The following is a 21,045-nucleotide window of genomic DNA, read 5'->3' as shown; positions in this document are numbered from 1 at the left end:
GTGCATTGGCAACTTTTCGCGTTTCCTGATACTGATATATGCGGCATTGAACTCGCCACGCTCAGCAATGCCTGAAAAGATAATGCTCAGTCTGTCATATACATCATTATAGCAGAGTACACTGTATTACTTTGCAGTTACATACAAACATCACCTCCTCAAATAATTCCACGATTCATAATCAATCATTAATCAACGCCGCCAACACCAAATACGCTCGCCATTAATATAATCTTCTGCCACCAGTCTATATCCATTTTCATTCATAAACCTGTTTATCTCGATTGCATCATTAGGATATTCATATCCCTTCCATGACACACCAATAAATACATCTGGCAACTCGCCCTTGGCCTCAAACCAACTTATTAACGGCTTTGCATTCTTCTTCCCCCTGGCTAAGAATTGACTATCCCACGTCCATGGTGTAAAACATTTAGCTTCAGCCATAAGATAAACATAAGGTGCTAAACAAGTAGTACAAATTTTATCTTCATGCGCGACATTAAAGTTTACAAATTTCTCAACAGTTTCCACATACTGTTTACGAGCATTGGTCGTGTACAACCCTTTATAAATCCCAGACTCAACTTTCGCTTCAACCTGCCAAGGATGTACATCACGATAAACATAAGTATATGAGCTAAGAACTGATAAACATAACATTGCCAGTCCAATATGAAATATTTTTTCCGTTAATATTTCTTCACGGTACATTTGCCACCAATATATAATTGACAAAAACATTGCCAAAGAGCCCAAAACACCAATGGCCACTATAATACTCATATTATCCGAGGAAATGCAGTAAACCAGCACTCCTAATACAAATGTTAATACTGACATTCCCATATTTTCCACAAACCTTCTTTTGCTGCACAGATAGTAGCAAAAAGTTATCGATACTAATATAACAAGGGAAACATACATTGGATGAGTAGAGTATGTACAAAGCCAAATAGCAAAAAGCAAATACCAGCAATACCTAAAAAAACTATCTGTCTTTCGCCAATGCCAAACTACACCACATACGACAAGCAAATATATAAAAAATAGGTCTTTACTCAAAAAAGGTTTTACAAAAATCTGTAAAATTCCTTTTAAACCGAAAACCTTCCCCTCCTCATGCGGAGAGTGCATGATTGCTTCCCATGCCAATGAAAATTGTTCCAAACTGCCATGACTAAAAATATATAACAGGAACAAACTCCCAATCGTCATTCCTGATACCAGATAGGCCATCATTTGATATTTACCATAAGTACGACGGTGCTTCCAGTAAATTGGCACAGCTAGCAAAAAAGCAGAAATAATCATCGGCGGATAGCCACAGCATCCAATCCCCATGATGCTTCCCATCAAGCAATATTTACCATATTCCCGCTCATTATTATTTATCGTAAATAATAATACAGCAGCCAAATAATGGGAATAACTCAAAAAATAATTATACGACCACATGAACGTAGAATATGGAACTAGCAACAATATAGGCACTAGCGTATAAAAAGGTATTTTATCATCATAAACAGTTTGATGCTTCAAACAATAATAAGTGATTATCACTAACGAGAAAGCTACTATTACATACAAAATCCTAAAATACAAGACCACTCCATCTAAGCCACCATTAAGATACATATATAAACTCAAAAACGGGGTAAAAAACCAAGCTCCCGTTTGAGCTGTCCATACATCCATAAAGGGAATATTACCTTGTGAAAAATTGTATATTTCCGAAACTGCAAAAACCTCGTCTGTTATTTCTACCGAGAAAAATGGTCTCATTAAGTATAGGATAATCGATAACAGAATAATCGCGTAACAAAATTTTAATTGTCGCCATGTTTTTAGTTTCATATTTCCCCCGATAAAATACTGCTCCAATATGCGATTGCTATTCCTAATATCAGGCCGCCAAAGATTTCTCCCCAGCTATGCCCCATACTTTCCCGCAAAGCTATATCATCCTGCAACTCATTCAAGATTTTTGCTTGTTCTCCCACCTTGCGGCGCAATCCATGAGCATCAATAACCAATACTAACAATGCCCCTAACCCTATGGAAAACAATGGTGTAGTAAATCCTTCTTTAAATCCTGCAAAGAATACCACTGATGACATTATAGTAGTATGGGTGCTTGGAAAACCACCATAGCCAATCATTGACTTCGCCTTGCGCCCGAAGCGCAGGCAGTTAATCACAAATTTCAAACAGCCTGCTATGCACCATGACAAAAAAGGTATTAAGACATAAATCATCAGTTGCCCGCCCCTTTATATGCTTCATAAGCCGAATATAACATATCCTTGTCATTATACTGAGGATGCCATCCAAGCTCATCTTTGGTTGCTTGAATATCAAGAATATAATTCTCATCAGCAATTTCATATTGTTCCCGATACATGAGAGAAATTCCTAAGTGCCCCATTCCAGCTAATATCGTTTTTACCATTTTTCCGTTTGTACGAATCAGGGAGGAATGTGAGCCGACATCATATATTACATCATGCAAAAGCTCATAAACCGTCGGCGGATTATCGGAACCCAGATTATATTCACGATTAGGTATGCCATGCTCAACACATTTTATAATGGCCTGTACACAGTCAAATACCGATACCATCTGATAACAGTTTTTGCCCTTGCCAATAAGTGGTACTGGCAAATTATAATCCATCAGCCGAAATAATTTGGCTAAAATTCCTAATCTTCCTGGCCCCAAAATCATGCGTGGACGGAAAATTGTAATGTTAAATCCTTTTTCTCGATACTGACGGCATACCTTTTCAGCAGCTTTTTTACTAGCACCATAGTAACCAAACGGCACTTGCGGATGCTTAGTGTCTACTGGCAAGTATTGTGGCTTACCATAAGTCATATCTGTACTGAAGAAAATCATATTTTTACAGCCTTGCTTTTCCATTGACACCAATAGATTTTGCGTACCAACAAGATTTGTACCAAAGAAATAGTCATGCATTGCTTTTTCCCCTTGGGGCACCTTGACATGATACTGATTTGCAGCTAACTGTACCACCACATCGTCAGGAGTAAACGCAAAGCTGTCCACAGCCTTCTGATTACGAATATCCATTTCCTGATACACAATTTTATCTTGAATATCCGCTTTGGGTCGCAACGTATCTAAAACAACAATGTTTTCACCTGTTGTCAACAACTCTTTCACCAAGTGGTATCCTACAAAACCATTACCACCCACTACTACATAACGCATTAAATAATCCCCCTTATGCCTTGAACATAATGCCGATACCTGCACAAATCGTAACGATTCCCAGTATCTTATACAGCCCTAAAGTTTCGCCCATAAAAAAATAACCCACGAAAGCAGTAACAATATAGCCAATGCTCAAAAAAGGATAAGCCAAGCTTACTTCAACTTTAGAAAGAACGACCATCCAAACCAGTACGGAAATTACATAACACGTCAAGCCTGCAATAATATATGGATTTGTAGCTGCTCTAAGAATCATTGCTAAAACAGCTCCAGTATCCAGCGAAATGTTACCAATAATATTCATTCCCTGCTTGATGCATAATTGAGCCGCAGCATTTAACAGTACTCCTGCAAGAACCAATATAAAATTAACAAAGTTCATAAATTTCCCCCATCACAAGTTACGAATCACAATAATGCTGACTAAGTACAGAAGAACTACAGCCATTATTGGCTTTTCCTTGTATAATGCTTCATCCGGTGCGCCACCACCATGCTTCACCCGCACCACATAGAGGTAGTAGAACATGCCATATAACGCCAACGGCACAGTATAAGGCATGCTTTCATGGTTTTTAGTATTGACATCTACGGTAAAAAGGGCATAACAGATAAGCAATGCTGTTGTGGCGATGGTCATAAATTGGTCAATAAGGTCAACGCTATAAAATTGCAAGACCTTTCGTCCCTGAGCAACTTTGTTATCTTCCAAGGCCACAAGTTCATGCCGCCGTTTCCCCAAGGCAAGAAACAGAGACAAAAACATCACACACAGTAAAAACCACATGGTCATATCTTCCCCTATGGCCACCGCCCCCATAACAGCCCTTATAACAAACCCAGCCGCAATAATCATCACATCAATAATAACAATATGTTTGAGGTAAAACGTGTAACCAATATTCAGTAGCACATATACTGCAAGCAAAGAAAAACAACCTTCATTTACTGTATAAGAAAGATATCCCCCCCCCGTAAACAAAAGCACCGCGCAGACACACGCAATTGGCATGTCAATTTTACCTGCTGCAATCGGTCGTTTACATTTTTTCGGATTCAACCTGTCCTTCTCTACATCAGCAATATCATTAACAAAATACACACCACTACTAGCTAAGCAAAACGCCCCAAAAGCAACTGTCGTCAGTAACAGCTTATTCTCAGCAAACAAACTACCGCCAAAAAGTAACGCCGCATAAACCAACATATTTTTTGTCCACTGACTGGGGCGCATTTCCTGTACCACCGACATTATTATGTCGCCCATCTATATACCTCCCTGCTAAGAATTTAATTATACATATATAAAATTTCAAATTCATTTTATTAAAGCACATCAATTTATAAAATAGTGGAAATGACTAATTTATCGAAAAATAAATTAAAGAACTCATAAAAAATGCATTAACACTTTATGAATCGTATCCCCCGTTTAGGACAATCAGTGATATTCTATTATTTTCTGCAAATACCACTGTACCAAAAATGCATTAACATTATTCGGATCAGCAATATTCTCTGTACCTGTTACTCTGGAATCATTCTTTATGTAATTGCAGATACTGCTGGTTTGATTAAAATCCTGAACCTTACCCAATTTCCGTCTTATATAGGTATGCAATTTCCTCGCCTCATTTCCTAATGGCGATTTTTTCACTAAGCGCTTGATGTTCGAAACAACTAGGCTTTGCGGTGCAGGCATATCTTTTACAATATCAATGTCATATTCTTTAAAAACACCAGTCAACAAATATTCATCATACCAAGTGACCCGGCTCCTATGTTCATTTGGTACACGATACCAAAATTCCATAAGTTCGTTATCCCAAAGTGGCATTCGCCATTCCAAGCCAAAGTAGTCATAGCCGCGTAAGGCATTGACAATAAACTTTGACCAGCGATGTTTTGTCAGCCACTCTTCCATCTCGGAATTAAAAGAATCTAAAACTGAAATGTCTTTTAATATATCTGATTCTATATCTGCTACTACCATAGCGGTCAAATTTGTAGGTTGCATAAAGTTGAAATGACATTTATTGATATACATTGCCAATCCAGTTTTACTAATCTCCACTAATGTCTTATCCTCGACTAAAAAACTTCCCCCAAGCACATCACCACAATATCCCGGTACCACCACAGAATCCTTATGGATAATTCCCCGCTCCAGCAAAGTCTTAATAGCATAAATATCCTGACAATGAGGTAGCTGGCTTAACTGCCCGGAGTATTCATAAAACGACCGCCATTCCTCGGCAAATATCGATTGCCATGTTTCATCAGTATATTCTACAAAATGCCATTCATAATTAAGTTTTTTTGCCACTTGATGGGAAATCTGTACCTCAAAACTATCCCTGCGCCCATAGGTAAAGCAGCATACATTTTCATAGCCCAACTTTTTAAGCCATGCCACAATATATCGGGAATCATAACCACCACTAAGAGGCACAACAATCTGTCGTCCATCTACAGACTCAATCAGCCGCTTAAACATCCGCTCAGATATACCATCCAACTGCTGAAATGCGTCTGCCTTACTGATCGTCATAAAATTGCCATGCGTATGCTCGTAATAATAATTGATAGAATAGTTGTTTTCCGTTATCACTGCATACTCACCGCCACACAGTTGAGCTATACTTTTGTAAATTGTATGACTGCCCACTGTATAACCAGATTGACGCAACTCCTCCACCTTTAAGGCATCCAAATCAGATTCGTCCAGCCCTAACTTATCTCGCAAGGCATTAGCATCATCGCCAATAATAATACGTCCATCACGCTGCGCCACAAACATCAACATCGACCGCAAACGGTCAACAGCCACCATATAACCATTAGCAGTTTTTACTGCTACACAAAAGCTGCCATTAGCCTCACGAAGCCTTTCAGCAAAGTCTTGTTCCGTTTCAATACCTAAAAAGAATTCCGGTAAATCCACGCCTACATATTGCCGTCCGTTCGATGCAAACAAAAACCCCTTAGTCCACACATTCCCGGCCTGCTGCCACGCAAACGCTCGATTATTCGTTAAATGTAATTCCAGCAATTTTTTCACTCCAATTTATAATCTAAAACATAAGATTCTCAGCAACCATACAGCCACAAACGGAACAACAATATACAACAAAATTTCCCTTACTGATTTTCCCAACGGAATACCTGCTAACCGTTGAATGTACCCCTGCAAACCTACCCACATACAAAATCCTACGCCACTATATAACATCAACGTTACTTCTGCATCTGCCATATAATATCCGCCCACCACAAAAGCCAGCATACGCAAGATAAAGATTGACACGTTAAAAATCAGGCTCTCCTTTTGTCTATCCAATACCAACAGTAGTGATGATATAGGTGAACCGATAAATACAAACACCAGCCAAGGACAAAGTATTTGAGCATACTCTCCCGCGATTCTCCAATTATCGCCAAATACAAAAGCAAAAATATAATCCCCAAAGCCAAATAAAACGGTAAAAGGCAACATAGATAACATTAGCAATTTGCTGAACACTGATTCAGTAAGATTGCGCAGTTTTTCCGGTTGCCAACGTAATTCAGCACTTTGTTGAATATATACTTGTGCTGTACTACCGCCAATTACGGACATCGGCAAACTCACACATCGATTAGCCATAGCAAACAAGCCGACTACTTCTGGGGAAAAAAATATGCCTAACATAAATACTGGCAAAGATGCTGATAAATTATTGAGCAGCTGTGAAAACATATTATATCGAGGAAAATCCTTATACCTACTTATAACCCCCAATAGTTTACTTCGATTCAAAACAAAATCATGCACATTTTGTCGAACATGGCTCCATAACAACATCACACCAGCCAAGCTACCAACAAACGCACCAATTACTAAGCCTCCAGTAATAAACTTCCTCATTCCAAGTATAAGATTAAGCCCTACTGTTATCATAGATTGTGCCATTCGCACAGAAGTCATTAGTTTGTATTCCTTATGCCGATTGATCCAATTTTGTATAACACCTGACACCGCAGATATTACAATTCCAAACGGCACCAAATAAAGCCAAACATCAAAATAAGGATTGTTAAGCCACAAACATATCTCATCATGCAGCAAACATACAATACTAAAAGAGATAATTCCAAAAGCAAAACTACAAATAACACTTGCCATTGCCACATGATACGCTGTTCGTTCCTGTCGAGGCAACAATATTCCCAACTCCAGACTCCCTGTAGCGACAATAGTCCCAGCTCCCACTAATGCTGCATATAAAGCCGATACTCCAAAATCATCAGGATTGTACAAGCGACTGAGAATAGGTGACGCCAGTATCGTTACCGCCTGAGCAAACAGAGTGCCTGTCAACAATGTCAGAATATTTCTTAGCAATCTGCCCCTCCCTCCTTATCTGAATCAATCAGTGGCTGTATTATGAATGACACGCCTTGCGCAATAATGATAATGTGTAACTTTTTCATGCTACTTCACTTGCTTTGATCTGTATATCAAGATACGGTACATAAAATTTCTTTATATAGACGTCCCCCTCAGTACACATTAGTCGCTATGTTTTCTATAGATGTCCATTTCATACCTAACACCACTGTAGTTGTTACTTTTTCCTGCAATTCAAACCCTGCCTTTTCAATCCCTCTTCTGGATGCTACATTATTTCTATTTACAGATATACACACTCGCTTACCGGGATTATCGACAATAATCTGCCCCAACGTTGCAGGATACAGATTATGTCCCCTCGCCCAATCTGCTGTCTCACACCAATGGATAAAAACTTCATTTTCCTTCAGCTGACGATGATAGAAAATGTCCACATCCATCACACCATTATGAAGAGCCCAGGAACGGTGGGCACATTTGCCATCCAGATAGGCATAATACCCCTCATCTCCTCGTTGTAAAAATTCATGAAAACTTTGCAAGTAATGATCTGCCTGAAAAATTCCGGCATCGCCCACGTTCTCTGCTGTAACATGGCGCACATCCGCGCTGTATCGAGGGCTATAACCTACCGAATCGATAGCATAGACTATACTGATATTGCGGACAAAAATGCAATATTTTAGCACATAATGGCTAGAGTTAATGATCTTCCTTATAATATTCATGCCAAAATTCCTCGATAGCACACTACATCGTCCTCCGTCATAAAGCTGGTATTATGCCACAGTATCACAAAAATGCCTTGATACTTCTTAACCTTATCTTTTAGCACCCGGCACCTTTTCAGCATTTCCTCATAGGAAAGATTCATATACCGCTCCGCCAATCCGCTGCATTCCATCACCGCCAGCGGATATTCATGCAGACTATATTGCTCATGGGTTGCCACATTGTACACGGGGTATTCATAGCAAATCCCACAGCGAAAACCAATATGGTCGGCATAACTCAGCGTGGTATCGTAAATTATCCCTGCCTGCTCATAATACTGCCAAGTATGTGGTGCACTCCAATGCAGATAATGTTGGCGGCCGCCGAAGCTATCCACGGGAATTTTTTCTGCTGCAATCATCCGCCGCAGTCTGTCGGTATCATTCTTGATAAGCTGCGCCGTATCCTTACTTCCAAAGCCAGGATGTATCCCTATTTTGTGTCCCCGTTCCATCATTCTACAAGCCAGTTTCCTAACCTCCGGGTGCATGATGTCATAATTGCCATCCTTATCGTCCCTTCCTTGAGCCGTCATAAAGTAGAAATGACTGGTCAGATTATGTTCTTCGCTGATATCCATAATCATGTCAAAGGTATTGTGCGGGTCAGCGGCATATTTTCCGCTGACAGCATTGGCTATATAGCCAAGATGTTCTTTTGCCAGCGAAAAATCCCGCCGCTTCAGAATATCTCCTGCCAACATTCGTCCGCGATGATACCAATTAACTCCCAGGCTCCAAAAGGGATTATCCACATCATGTGTGGGCATAATCGCAAACTGCCGTTCTTTCCGCTTCAACTCTGGGAAATGGTTACTTAGCCACTGCCACAGAATTTCCAAATACTCATTGATGATGGGTCGTTCCAAGAATCCTTCCTGATACGCCAATGAATCCATAGCTGAAAATCTATCCAATGCATCCCGCTCTTTTTTCACTACTTCTTCGTAACGGGTAAGCATGAACAGCGCCGAACCGAAAATATCTAATGTACAATGCCTATCATCCGGTGCGAACAACTTCGCACTAGAACCACCATAAATTACCGGCAAGTCCCTATCCGTCACACAAGTATCATATTCTTCCGGCACCATTACGTGCGCCAAGGGCTGCTGAGGCAGCGTTGTCAAAGTCAGCCAGTCATCTTCCCGCATTTGCAGAAAGGTATCTGCAACATATAGCCGCATATCAGCAAACTCTATTTCTATATCCGATCGTTTTTCGTATTTTATTTCATAATCCACCTGCCAAAAGTCATGGAATATACAAGACAAAATATATTCCCGTTCTGGCCGAAAATTATTATTGCAATGAATAACTAACATTAATTTCGCCCTCTTAATATGCGAAGAACTTCTTTCAAATGATGCAAGCCTTTCAGCCGCTTGTTATATATTTTACTGATATTGAAGTAAGGATATTGCTTCGCCCCAAACTTGCGGAAGGAATTTTCCACGCCCTCAATCATACTGCCTTCAAAATCAAACCGCTTTGTCTTGTCGGCCACAAACTTTATCATTTCCCAAACTAATAACGTTGCTGCGCCATACTTGCGGTAATCTGGATCAATAGTACTAATAAGGTCATAGGCGCTATTCTCATCCCATATCACAAAAAGTGCTGCTTGAATATGACCATCCACATCTTCAGCATAAATCGTCCTCCCAGCATTGTGGGCGTAGCAAGCATCATAAATCCGTTGGAATAGTTCAAAACTGTAACTCACTGACTTGTCATACAGATTCTGCTTCCCCAGTGTCATTTGATGATGCTGATAAAATGCTTTCGCTGACAAGTCAAATTTCACCGTCAAACTGCTATCCAAAGCCTTTTTGATATTCTGCCGCTTAGCATGAGCAAAGCCTTTTTCAACGGCCGCCATATCACTAAGGTCATCTAGTACATAGGTATAGCGGGTACTTTGCGAAAATCCCTGCCAGTAAAAGGGCAACCAGTTTTCAATGCGGTAGTCAAAATTCTGATGGAATGCATCCACCATTGGAAGCTTTTCAATCAATTCATTAAAAGTCTTTTTCTCATAATCCAGTTTCTTTGAGTATTTCTGACCAGCAGGATAGGAAAGCCACGGGCCCAGCTTTTGCGTCAGCGGCGGCATAACAATACGGGTAAATCCATACTTCTTTGCCGTTACATAGGGCATAGCAGCGATGATTTTTTCATTCTTCTCCACCGTCACGACATCCCATCCCCCAGGTGCCACTGCATCCAGCCACCAATCCCGTGAATATATGGGTATGCTCGGCTCCTCCGCACATAACTTGCGGTATCTTTCCTTGCTCGTCAAAATAATCTCCTCCACTTAGATTAGGTTTGCTACGACCTGCTTGCCATACCATAGCAAATTGTAAAATTTGTTTGGCCGTTTGATACGAGCCCAATTTGGGCGTAAATATAGGCTGAGCAATCACATCAAAACCATGCAATTTTGTTTTGTATAGAGAAAGTGTGGCATGACTCTGCATCCAACCACCAATCCCGCATGAAGATATGGGTATCGGAGTCAGACTAACACCACTCACGCCATTGCACTTTCTCTGCTATTGAGAACTTTATTCTTCCTTCCGAAGTTCTCATTGACACCATATATAACACCACGGTATAATAAACATAAATCGAGGTGTTACCATGTCCAAATTCGACAAACTTCTGCAACGCATCAAAAACTTAGACAAAGGACTGCGTTTTGACGAAGTTAAGAAAGTCCTTTTATCCTACGGCTACACGCTAAAGTTTCCCCATGGCGGCAGCAGCCATGCTACTTTTCGTAAGGAAGGTTATAACAGCATAACCATTCCTACTCACGAGCCCATCAAGCGTATTTACATCATTTTGGTCAAAGAGACCATCGAAAGGATTGATGAAGATGAAGCAGACAAAAACGATTGACTACTATCTCGCCCTTCCTTATAAATTAGAAATCATACCGGATACTGTTGAAGGCGGCTATGGTGCCCGCTATCCGGAGCTTCCCGGCTGCATTACCTGCGGCGAAACATTGGATTCTGTTGCCCGCAATGCCGAAGATGCAAAACGCGAGTGGCTATTATCTGCTCTTGAAGATGGTATTGATATCCCCGAGCCTACGGAAGAAACAGTCAATCAATATTCCGGGCAGTTCAAACTCCGTATTCCCAAAGGGCTTCACAAAGCACTTGCTGAACACGCCAAACGCGAGGGCATCAGCATGAATCAGTATTGCATGTACCTTCTTTCCCGCAACGATGCCTTCCATACAGCATAAGCATAATTCTTGACGGGTCAAAATGACCCGTCAATTTTTATACCCTTAAACCAATTCCTTAATAGCCTCCACAATATAATCCATATCTTTATCCTTCAACCATGCACTCATAGGTAAGCTGATTACATGCTCTGCCACATATTCGGCATTTGGAATCGCGCCTACATGGCTCATATTTTCGAAGATAGGCTGTTTGTTCAAGGGAATCGGATAATGTACCGCGGTTGGAATACCTTTTTCCTTTAGCTTAGCCTGCAATTCGTCACGATTTTCCACTACGATGGTGTACTGGGCATAAACGCAAGTATTGTCATCTTTGACGGTCGGCGTTTTTACGCCTTTAATGTCCTTGAACAGGCTGGTATAACGTTTACCCACTTCTTCCCGACGTTTAATTTCTTCATCGAACTTCGTCATTTTTGCCAGTAAGACAGCCGCCTGCAACGTATCCAGACGGCTGTTCAAGCCCATGCGAATATGATGGTATCTTCTGTCCTGACCATGACGGTGAATCTGGTCCATAGCCTTGGCCAGGTTTTCATCATCGGTAAAGATAGCACCACCATCCCCATAACAGCCTAACGGCTTAGTCGGAAAGAAACTGGTGCAACCAATGGTAGACAGCCCACAGGAACGTTTTCCTTTATAAGTCGCGCCAAAACTCTGCGCACCATCTTCGATTACGGCGAGATTATGTTTTTCCGCAATGGCATTGATTTCGTCAAAGTCTGCGCACTGACCATAAAGACTGACCGGAATAATAGCTTTTGTCTTATCCGTGATGGCTGCTTCGATTTTTGACGGGTCAATATTATAGGTCACAGGGTCAATATCCACGAATACTGGCGTTGCACCGACCTGAGCAATAACTTCACCTGTGGCAATATAAGTAAATGCCGTGGTAATCACTTCATCACCAGCACCAATGTTTAAAGCCATCAAGGCAATCTGCAAAGCATCCGTACCGCTGGCACAGGTAATACAGTATTTCGTGCCCACATAGTCAGCTAGTTTTTCTTCTAATTCTTTGACCTCGGGGCCAAGAATAAATTTGCCCGAAGCCAGCACATCCGCCAGCCGCTTGTCCAGTTCATCTTTAATAGAAGCCTGCTGTGCGGCCATATCTACGAAAGGAATCATTTATTTCGCACCTTCTTTATTTAATTTCACATGCACACCACAACGGTCGCAATGCAGTTCCTTCGCATTAGCATCCACGATGGTATCGCCACAGGCACACATATACCCCTTGATTCTGGCGGGATTGCCATACACCATAGCGTAATCCGGCACATCCTTGGTTACCGTAGAACCTGCGCCTACAAAAGCATTCTTACCCAGGGTTGTACCACAAACAATCGTCGCATTCGCGCCAATACTTGCGCCACGTTTAACAATGGTATCTGCATAATCCTTTGATGTATTGCGCGGATATTCGCAACGCGGCGTGCGCACATTCGTAAATACCATACTGGGACCGCAGAACACGTAATCCTCCAACTGCACGCCTTCATACACACTGACATTGTTTTGAATCTTGACCTTGTTGCCGATTTTTACATCGTTAGCAACAAAGACATTCTGCCCCAAGTTGCAGCCTTCACCGATTTCTGCACCGCCCATTACATGCGAAAAATGCCAGATATGCGTGTCCTTGCCAATTTTTGCACCATTATCTACCACTGCCGTTTCATGCGCGAAATATTCTTTTTCATTTACCACTATCGTTACTTCCTTTCCGCATTTTCCATGGCTGCTACAATTTTCTCAGATGCTTTCCCATCACCAAAAGGCTGATAATCCTCATCTATTGTTTGTGGCAATTGCAATTTTGCTAAAATATCTTCGGCCTTCGGAGACGCTAAATTATTGCGATTCCCCACCATAGTTTCAGCCCAGACGACAAAGGGCAGTATGGTCACGCACTTCTTCCCGGCAAAGAACGCTTCTCTCTGCAAGCCGCCGGAATCTGTGACAACGCACTGGGCATGTTTGACCAGGCAGGCACTTTCGAGATAGCCCACTGGCTGGGCCAGGATGATATTGGTCAGCAGCATTTTCTCTGCCAGGCGCAGGGCTCTTGCATGATTTCGCGGATGGACGGGATAAATTACCGGCATATCAAGGCTCTCCATGGCCTTGAAAATCTCCTGCAAATCCTCATCCCGATTGGTGTTTTCCTCACGGTGACAGGTCAAGTAACAATACTTTTCCGGCACCCGGGCTGTGCCGCCGTTTAAGAGCTGCAATTCGATATCGGCGATATTTTTCTTGCCGCTGTACTGGATAAAGGCATCGTACATGGGGTCGCCCACCAGCTGGCCACGTCCGGCAAGCCCCTCCTTTGCCATATCCTCCATGCCGCTTTGGGTGCTGGCCAGCAAAAGGCTGGACACATGGTCGGTGCAGATGCGGTTGATTTCCTCAGGGTTGGTACGGCTATGGGTACGGGTTCCCGCCTCCACATGGCAGATGGGAATATGGAGCTTGGCCGCCGCCAAGGCGCCTGCTAGGGTTGAATTGGTATCGCCATAAAGAAGCAGCCAGTCCGGCTGTTCCTTGACCAGCACTTTTTCAATCTCCATCAGCATTTTGCCCGTCATTTCGCCATGGCTGCCGCCGCTGATGCCCAGATTGTAATCCGGCGCGGGAATATCCAGTTCATCGAAAAACTGCTGGCTCATGTTATAGTCAAAATGTTGGCCGGTATGTACCAGTATTTCCGTATGCTTTTGCCGCAGGACATGGGATACCACCGCGGCCTTAATAAACTGTGGCCTTGCACCTACTACTGTCAAAATTTTCATCGGTCAAATCTCCCTATAAAATCCGTGGATGCCACATCTTGGAGCGGCAGTTTTACCGGCTGGCCGGTGGCGGCGGATTTATAGATGGCCAAAATCATCTCCACAGCGTTGCGGCCAGCTTCCGCATCCACATAAGGAGCGCGGTCATTTTGGATGGCATCCATCATATCGGCGAACAGGCTAGTATGGCCATTGCCATAGACATTGCTGGTTGCTTCTTCCAGACCTTTGTTAGCCTGATCGGATTCCGTTTCATCGGCAAAATCCCATACATCGATGTTATTAGTGGACTTGCCTCCCAGCTTTACCGTGCCGGTTTCACCGAAAAGGTACAGGGTTTCTTCGAGATTCTGCGGATAGACATTGGTCGTTCCTTCGATGGTGCCGATAGCCCCGTTTTTGAAAGTCACTACCGCCATGCCCAAGTCCTCGCATTCCAGATAATCATGGAACTGCTGGCGGGTTTGGGCGTAGATGGTGTCCACTTCGCCGCCTAACATCCAGCGGAACAGATCGATGCCATGGATGCACTGATTCATCAGGGCGCCGCCATCCTGTGCCCAGGTGCCCCGCCATTTTGCCTGGTCATAGTAACCATGGTTGCGGTTCCAGCGCACATGAATGGAACCGTGGGAGAGCTTACCAAAGCGGCCGCCTTCCACGGCCTGCCGCATTTTCTGTACCGCTACATTGAAGCGGTTCTGATGGCAGGCCGCTACTTTGACATTCTGCTCCTTGCTACGGCGGACAATCTCATCCGCATCTTTCATACTCATGGCCATCGGCTTTTCGATAATCACATGAATGCCGTTGTCTATGCAGTACAGCGCGATTTCCGCATGCTTGCCGGATTCCGTGGCAATGCTGACAAAATCCGGTTTGACTGCCGTAAGCATTTCCTTATAATCCGTAAATCGGACAATACTGCTATCCTGCGCCAGCTCATGCTTAGACAGCAGTTCTTCCATTTTCTCCGGCACAATGTCACAGACTGCCGCAATCTTCAGCTTATTATTTACGGCCGCCTTGATATGATTCGTAGCTATACGACCGCAACCGATTAATGCATATTTCATGTTCTACTTCCCCCCATTACAAACGCCAGTAGCGCATTCCCGAAGCCTCTAACTCATCTTTGCGGTAAAGGCTCTTGACATCAATCAGCACTTTTTCGCTATCAGAAAGTTCCGGTTTGAAGAGTTTTTTCAGCTGCATCATGGACATACTACGATATTCTTTATGTCCGACTGCCACAATCACACAATCCGCTTTCGGCAAGTCATCTGCAGGCACTAAATCAACACCATAAGCCTCTTTAGCTACATCAGAATCTGCCCAGGAATCAGCAACAACTGGATCGATCTCAAATTCCTGCAAACGATTGATAATATCTGCCACCTTGCTATTCCGGGTATCAGGACAATTTTCCTTGAATGTGATGCCCAAAATCAGAACCGTAGCTTTTTTCGGTGCCATACCAGCTTCTATCATCTGCTTAATGGCGGCATCTGCTACATAAGCTCCCATACTGTCGTTTACCTTACGACCATTCAGGATAATCTGACTGTGATAACCTAGCTTTTCGGCAGCGTTGGTCAGATAATATGGATCTACCCCTATGCAGTGACCACCTACTAAGCCAGGACGAAACCCCAGTGCATTCCACTTGGTATTCATTCCTTCAATAACTTCTGCTGTGTCAATATGCATTCGATCGCACATCATTGCCACTTCATTAACAAAAGCAATATTAATATCCCGCTGACTATTTTCTACAACCTTGACTGCTTCTGCTGTCTTGATTGTAGATACAGGATGAGTTCCGGCTTTGATGATAATGTCATAAACCTTTTTAATTTCTCTAGACGATTCCTCATCCATTCCAGATACCACCTTGACCACAGAAGTCAGCGTATGCACCCGGTCACCGGGATTGATGCGTTCAGGAGAATAGCCAATTTTCCAATCGACACCACATTTAAGTCTAGAGTATTGCTCAATCAAAGGTATACATATATCTTCCGTAACGCCAGGATATACTGTTGACTCAAATACTACTATCGTACCAGGAGACAAATTTTCGCCAACTGTACGTGCTGCACCTTCGATGGGACGCAAATCTGGCGTGGTATCCTCATTAACAGGTGTCGGCACCGCCACAATGATAAACCGCGCCTCCTTCAAACGAGATGCATCTGCTGTAAAGTCCACTGTAGTCTGTGCAATAGCTGCCCCCACTTCGTTGGTAGCATCTATACCTTTTCTGTACTCAGATATGCGTTTTTCATTGATATCAAAACCAATCACCGGAACATGCTTGGCAAACTCAACCGCAATAGGCATGCCAACATAGCCCAAGCCCACCAAAGCCAGCTTCGCCTGACCGGCAATAAGTTCTAAATAAATATTACTAAAATTCATTAAAAAAACACCAATCCCCTTATTATTTTTACGTTAATTAAAACATGAACCTGATAATTATTACACAAGCAACAATCCATTTACACATGTATGACACTTTGAAATGATTCACCAATAACAGCCACCTTCAACATCTTTATAATTTTTAGGTTTTTCAGTCTCGTCAGGTCTTACCCAACTTTCATTAATATATTTTTGAAGAGCAGGACTGCTGTCATATCTTTTGCCTAATATTCCAAAAATGACCTGTGTTTGACCTCCCAAGTGTACAGCCTTCTTCCCCATATTTTTTATCTCCGATGCTAAAGGGAATCCATAAGCGCCACAACCGATTATAGCAATATCAAAATCAATCTTTTTGATATCATTAATCATTATATCGAGAGCAGTAAACCAGTCTTCATACAATTCAACATTATTCCCAGCTATAGTTTGAATAGCTTTATAGGTTAACAGCTCAAAATCAGGCAATATGTCAGTACGCCCCCCCCAAATAGACATACGTTTTTTGTATTGTCGCTGTATTGTGTCTGCAAAAGGATGAACTAATAATACCCGCTTTCCTTTTAAACACCTCCCCCAACTTTTATCAGCTATGAATATTGCTAAATTATCAAATAATGTAATATTTACATCGTTCGGACAACATTTATTAATGACATAATCTTCTAACATTCCGCAGTGGGCACCAATAACATCAACATTCTTACTTGCATCAATCATTAAATTGCAAAATTTATCAACATCACTTTCAACTCTCTTATGATTCTTTGAAAAGAATCCCGCAGTATCATAAAGCCATCCATATACTCTTTTATACTGCCTAGCCAGATCAAAACCAAGCGTATATTTCATATAAAATCTTCCGAGCAATTGCGCCTCTGTAAATCCATATCTCGCTATCATACATGGTCTGCCACTTTCCAAAAAACTGGCAATCATAGAATGAGCCTCATTTTTGTTACAAACAATTCGATTTTTATACATAAATGGTCTAAATCTAGCAAGCACAGGTGCTTTAGAAAATCTAGGCTTAATTTTTGTATAATAAAGACTAGTTACATAGCTCAAAAATAAACTATTCATCTAATTCCTCGCATTCACGTTCACAATAATGTTTATATGCCTTTAATTTTAACTATCAAGAATAGATGTAATCCACCACTGGCTTCATAACCACAGAACTATCTAAGTGTTCTACTGCATATTCATGTACTGCCTTAGTCATCTCTGTTTTGTTGACAAATTGATTTGACAAATCATAATACCAGTTAACAATTCTCTCAATTTCAAGTGGGGTTGTATCATTTGCAAAATCCACATGATAATCACATTGGTATTTTTCAAACACATCCGTTCTACATCCTGATACTATTGGTAAGCCTTTTGCTAAGTATTCTCTCGATTTTAAGGAACTCAACCAATCAAGCCCTGCTTTATAAAGTGAAAGAGAATCTACAGCTACATCTGCTTGATTATAAATATTCTCAAGCTCTTTTCCTTTTTTAGGTCCGTATACTATAACATAATCAGATAAACATAGTTTATCCACCATAGCCTTGTACTTATCAAGCTCCGGGCCATCTCCTACCATATGAAAAACAACCTTTTTCTTTTGAGTTTTACTATAATAATTATACATTCCGCTTAAAAGTCTTTCTAACCCATGATGTTTTTGCATATATCCAACAAAAACTAAATTTAGTATATTAACATCATGTTCCGAAGGCTTAATGGGCTCAACATCTTTAGTATTAATGCCATTCATAATATTTATTGTTGATACGCCAAATATTTCTTTATCTGGGGAATACGTAGTGAATCTATCAATAAATTTCTTATAAAACTTTCGGTATTTTCTATCCTTATAAATAAAAGGCTTCAACTTCCAAGAATCAAATTCATCTTTTTCATATGGATAAGTGAATATTTCTATGATTATTTTACAAGCCGGAAATTTCGAACGTAGCGCAGACAGAAATTCGATAAAATTTTTATCTGCCATTGTTCTTCTAATATATATAAAATCTGGTGAATCCATATAATTAACAGCTTGAATGTAATCTCTAGGATATGAAACACTTGGTAGCCTAAATAATATTTTATCTACAATTCCTCTATGATAGTTTTCAGGCTCATTAATAGTTATAAATTCCGTATCAAAATAATTATTTAATACGTCTACTTGTCTTTGCATTTTTTTCATAACGCCAGAAGACCCGTTTTGTAAATCATTATTGGTGCCACAAAAAATATAATACCCTTTTTTCATAGACAAAGATTCCCCTCCCTCGCAACACGTAAAACATACTCAAAATAATTATTATTCGTTATTTCGGTGAACGACTTAATTTTCCCTTCCAAAATATTTTCTAGCTCGCTGATAATCATCAGGTATACCAATATCTATAAAATAACCATTCGATTTATATGCTACGATATGAAGAAAATCTATTCTATTCTCTAAAAAATCTTTTTCCAAAGAAAAAGTCTTCTTATCCATATCAGACAAAAGTGTTCTTTCCATGCAATAGATACCACCATTAATAAATCCGTGATCGCAGTATTTTTTTTCCAAAAAGGCGATTACCTTATCATCTTCGGTCATCACCAAAGCACCATAGCGGTCAAAATCAGACATTTCACGGGCTGCCAGCGTAAAATCCGCCCCAGTCTTTCGATGCTGCCGCTCTATCTCTACAAAATCAACGTCGAAGTAAGTATCACCATTCAACACAAAGACAAGATCACCTGTACATAAAGTCATGGCTTTTTTCACTGCACCGCCTGTACCCAATGGTTCATCTTCAACAGAATATAGCAAAGTCATCCCAGCATAGGAATTACCAAAAAATTGTTGAATAACTTCGGCCATATATCCAACAGACAAAATAACCTTCTCAACCCCCTGCTTGACTAATTGTTTAAGTACTAACGTCAAAAACGGAGTACCTTTAGCATCTATCGAAGCCATAGGCTTGGGCACATCCGAAACTACTTGACGCAAGCGGGTTCCAAAACCGCCAGCCAAAACTATAGCTTCTTTCGTTAATAAATTTTTCACTTATTTTCCTCTAATTCATACTCCTCTGCAGTATAATGCACTACAGTCGTACCGGTATTTTCAAATATAAATGGCACATATAACAAATCACGCAAAGCCTTACGCACAGCCGACTGTTTTTCCGGCTCCACATAAAAAAGCAGGAATCCGCCACCGCCAGCGCCAAGCAACTTCCCCCCTGAAGCACCAGCCTCCATGGCCTTTTGATAAACTGCATCTATCGCATTAGTTGAAATACTTGAAGACAAACCACGCTTCAGTTGCCAGGATTCATGCAGTAACAGACCAAAATCATCCAGACTACCCTTGGAAATCAAAATTCGCTCAGCTTCATTAACCATATCCTTCATACGCAGAAGCTGCTTAATTTTGTCTGGCATACTTTGACTGTTTTTCTGCTGTACATCTGCAGAAAAGCGTGTAAACCCTGTAAAAAACAACATCAGACGATCATTTAACTCACGCTTACGCTGATTAGATATTACAATCGGTTTCACTGTGTAGCCATGACGATCCATATCGATTCTATTCAATCCACCATAAGCCGCCGCGATCTGATCCTGAATACCGCCAGCTTCCTTGCACATTTCCCGTTCCAAATAAATGGCCTCATCTGCCAGCCGCTTTTTATCCACCTGTTTGCCTTTCAATGCGTAAAAAGCATTGAGCATCCCCACAGCAAAGGAACTACTTGTACCTAGCCCTGTTCGCGCCGGCAAGTCAGCATCATATAACAAGCGAATTTCACGAATATCCAAAAAACGTATGGCCTCACGAATCAAAGGATGAGTAATTTCACTCACTGTATTGACTTTTTCTTGTTTTGAATATGTCAAATGTGTGCGATAATCAAAAAAAGGAGGTAAATGCCGCACATTTACATAACAATATTTGTCAAATGTCGATGATAATACAGCACCACCATATTCCTCATAAAAAGAAGCTAAATCCGTTCCACCGCCAAAAAAAGACATTCGAAAAGGTGTTCTGGTTATAATCATAAAATCCTCCATGTACTCATCATGAATATATCCCCATCTAATAATCAAGATGGAACACAAACAATATTGTTGTATCCGTTACG

The 21,045-nt window shown here is 41.3% G+C and carries 22 protein-coding genes; 2 read left to right on the top strand and 20 right to left on the bottom strand.

Annotation, left to right across the window (positions count from 1 at the left end):
* Nucleotides 1–192 precede the first annotated feature (192 nt).
* From DL94_RS0101760 to DL94_RS16270, 11 genes are all read right to left on the bottom strand, one after another.
* Nucleotides 193–1,860 carry a hypothetical protein gene (locus tag DL94_RS0101760; protein ID WP_028128663.1) on the bottom strand — a complete coding sequence of 556 codons (1,668 nt, stop codon included), beginning with the start codon at nt 1,858–1,860 and terminating at the stop codon, nt 193–195.
* Nucleotides 1,857–2,261 carry a divergent PAP2 family protein gene (locus DL94_RS0101755; RefSeq protein WP_028128662.1) on the bottom strand — a complete coding sequence of 135 codons (405 nt, stop codon included), beginning with the start codon at nt 2,259–2,261 and terminating at the stop codon, nt 1,857–1,859. Before DL94_RS0101755 ends, DL94_RS0101760 begins: the two co-directional genes overlap by 4 nt.
* Nucleotides 2,261–3,238, bottom strand: coding sequence for an NAD-dependent epimerase/dehydratase family protein (locus DL94_RS0101750; RefSeq protein WP_028128661.1), 978 nt, complete (start codon nt 3,236–3,238; stop codon nt 2,261–2,263). The genes DL94_RS0101755 and DL94_RS0101750 overlap by 1 nt, the downstream gene beginning before the upstream one ends.
* A gap of 13 nt (nt 3,239–3,251) precedes the next feature.
* A complete protein-coding gene (locus tag DL94_RS0101745; RefSeq protein WP_028128660.1) occupies nt 3,252–3,623 on the bottom strand; it encodes a DMT family transporter in 372 nt (123 codons plus the stop codon).
* A gap of 12 nt (nt 3,624–3,635) precedes the next feature.
* Nucleotides 3,636–4,508, bottom strand: a complete 873-nt coding sequence (locus tag DL94_RS13900; RefSeq protein WP_051586244.1) for a decaprenyl-phosphate phosphoribosyltransferase — start codon at nt 4,506–4,508, stop codon at nt 3,636–3,638.
* A 174-nt stretch (nt 4,509–4,682) separates the two neighbouring features.
* Complete coding sequence (locus DL94_RS0101735) at nt 4,683–6,293, bottom strand: asparagine synthase-related protein (protein WP_028128659.1); 1,611 nt, start codon at nt 6,291–6,293, stop codon at nt 4,683–4,685.
* Between the two features lie 15 nt (nt 6,294–6,308).
* Nucleotides 6,309–7,625 (bottom strand): oligosaccharide flippase family protein, encoded by a 1,317-nt coding sequence (locus DL94_RS0101730; protein ID WP_028128658.1) that lies wholly within the window; start codon nt 7,623–7,625, stop codon nt 6,309–6,311.
* A gap of 158 nt (nt 7,626–7,783) precedes the next feature.
* Entirely contained in the window at nt 7,784–8,362 is a 579-nt protein-coding gene (locus DL94_RS15110) for a hypothetical protein (protein WP_051586243.1), read from the bottom strand.
* Nucleotides 8,359–9,594 (bottom strand): polysaccharide deacetylase family protein, encoded by a 1,236-nt coding sequence (locus DL94_RS0101720; RefSeq protein WP_156031626.1) that lies wholly within the window; start codon nt 9,592–9,594, stop codon nt 8,359–8,361. The genes DL94_RS15110 and DL94_RS0101720 overlap by 4 nt, the downstream gene beginning before the upstream one ends.
* Before the next feature lie 137 nt (nt 9,595–9,731).
* Nucleotides 9,732–10,598, bottom strand: a complete 867-nt coding sequence (locus DL94_RS0101715) for a GNAT family N-acetyltransferase (RefSeq protein ID WP_197020694.1) — start codon at nt 10,596–10,598, stop codon at nt 9,732–9,734.
* Complete coding sequence (locus DL94_RS16270; RefSeq protein ID WP_197020693.1) at nt 10,585–10,947, bottom strand: hypothetical protein; 363 nt, start codon at nt 10,945–10,947, stop codon at nt 10,585–10,587. Before DL94_RS16270 ends, DL94_RS0101715 begins: the two co-directional genes overlap by 14 nt.
* Before the next feature lie 106 nt (nt 10,948–11,053).
* On the opposite strand from DL94_RS16270, the gene DL94_RS0101710 reads away from it, so the two are divergent.
* Nucleotides 11,054–11,314: a type II toxin-antitoxin system HicA family toxin gene (locus tag DL94_RS0101710; protein WP_028128655.1), complete on the top strand. Its 261-nt coding sequence runs from the start codon at nt 11,054–11,056 to the stop codon at nt 11,312–11,314.
* Nucleotides 11,292–11,669: a toxin-antitoxin system HicB family antitoxin gene (locus DL94_RS0101705; protein ID WP_037371070.1), complete on the top strand. Its 378-nt coding sequence runs from the start codon at nt 11,292–11,294 to the stop codon at nt 11,667–11,669. Before DL94_RS0101710 ends, DL94_RS0101705 begins: the two co-directional genes overlap by 23 nt.
* Nucleotides 11,670–11,714: 45 nt before the next feature.
* Here DL94_RS0101705 and DL94_RS0101700 read toward each other — a convergent pair whose 3' ends face one another.
* The 9 genes from DL94_RS0101700 to DL94_RS0101660 form a co-directional block, all read right to left on the bottom strand.
* Nucleotides 11,715–12,809, bottom strand: a complete 1,095-nt coding sequence (locus DL94_RS0101700; protein ID WP_028128653.1) for a DegT/DnrJ/EryC1/StrS family aminotransferase — start codon at nt 12,807–12,809, stop codon at nt 11,715–11,717.
* Nucleotides 12,810–13,391, bottom strand: coding sequence for an acyltransferase (locus DL94_RS13890; protein WP_037371068.1), 582 nt, complete (start codon nt 13,389–13,391; stop codon nt 12,810–12,812).
* Between the two features lie 5 nt (nt 13,392–13,396).
* A complete protein-coding gene (wecB, locus tag DL94_RS0101690) occupies nt 13,397–14,476 on the bottom strand; it encodes a non-hydrolyzing UDP-N-acetylglucosamine 2-epimerase (RefSeq protein ID WP_028128652.1) in 1,080 nt (359 codons plus the stop codon).
* Complete coding sequence (locus DL94_RS0101685; protein ID WP_028128651.1) at nt 14,473–15,552, bottom strand: Gfo/Idh/MocA family protein; 1,080 nt, start codon at nt 15,550–15,552, stop codon at nt 14,473–14,475. Before DL94_RS0101685 ends, wecB begins: the two co-directional genes overlap by 4 nt.
* Nucleotides 15,553–15,568: 16 nt before the next feature.
* Nucleotides 15,569–16,897: a nucleotide sugar dehydrogenase gene (locus tag DL94_RS0101680; RefSeq protein ID WP_028128650.1), complete on the bottom strand. Its 1,329-nt coding sequence runs from the start codon at nt 16,895–16,897 to the stop codon at nt 15,569–15,571.
* 108 nt (nt 16,898–17,005) lie between these two features.
* Nucleotides 17,006–17,983: a hypothetical protein gene (locus DL94_RS13885; RefSeq protein ID WP_156031624.1), complete on the bottom strand. Its 978-nt coding sequence runs from the start codon at nt 17,981–17,983 to the stop codon at nt 17,006–17,008.
* 55 nt (nt 17,984–18,038) lie between these two features.
* Nucleotides 18,039–19,169: a glycosyltransferase gene (locus tag DL94_RS0101670; protein WP_231464463.1), complete on the bottom strand. Its 1,131-nt coding sequence runs from the start codon at nt 19,167–19,169 to the stop codon at nt 18,039–18,041.
* Nucleotides 19,170–19,244: 75 nt separating this feature from the next.
* Nucleotides 19,245–19,961, bottom strand: a complete 717-nt coding sequence (locus DL94_RS0101665) for a nucleotidyltransferase family protein (RefSeq protein WP_028128648.1) — start codon at nt 19,959–19,961, stop codon at nt 19,245–19,247.
* Nucleotides 19,958–20,962, bottom strand: coding sequence for a GHMP family kinase ATP-binding protein (locus DL94_RS0101660; protein ID WP_028128647.1), 1,005 nt, complete (start codon nt 20,960–20,962; stop codon nt 19,958–19,960). Before DL94_RS0101660 ends, DL94_RS0101665 begins: the two co-directional genes overlap by 4 nt.
* Nucleotides 20,963–21,045 lie beyond the last annotated feature (83 nt).

Source organism: Selenomonas sp. AE3005 (genome assembly GCF_000686945.1).
GTDB lineage: Bacteria > Bacillota > Negativicutes > Selenomonadales > Selenomonadaceae > Selenomonas_A.
The sequence above is the reverse complement of the archived record's forward strand: the minus strand, read 5'-3'. Positions and strand labels throughout refer to the sequence as shown.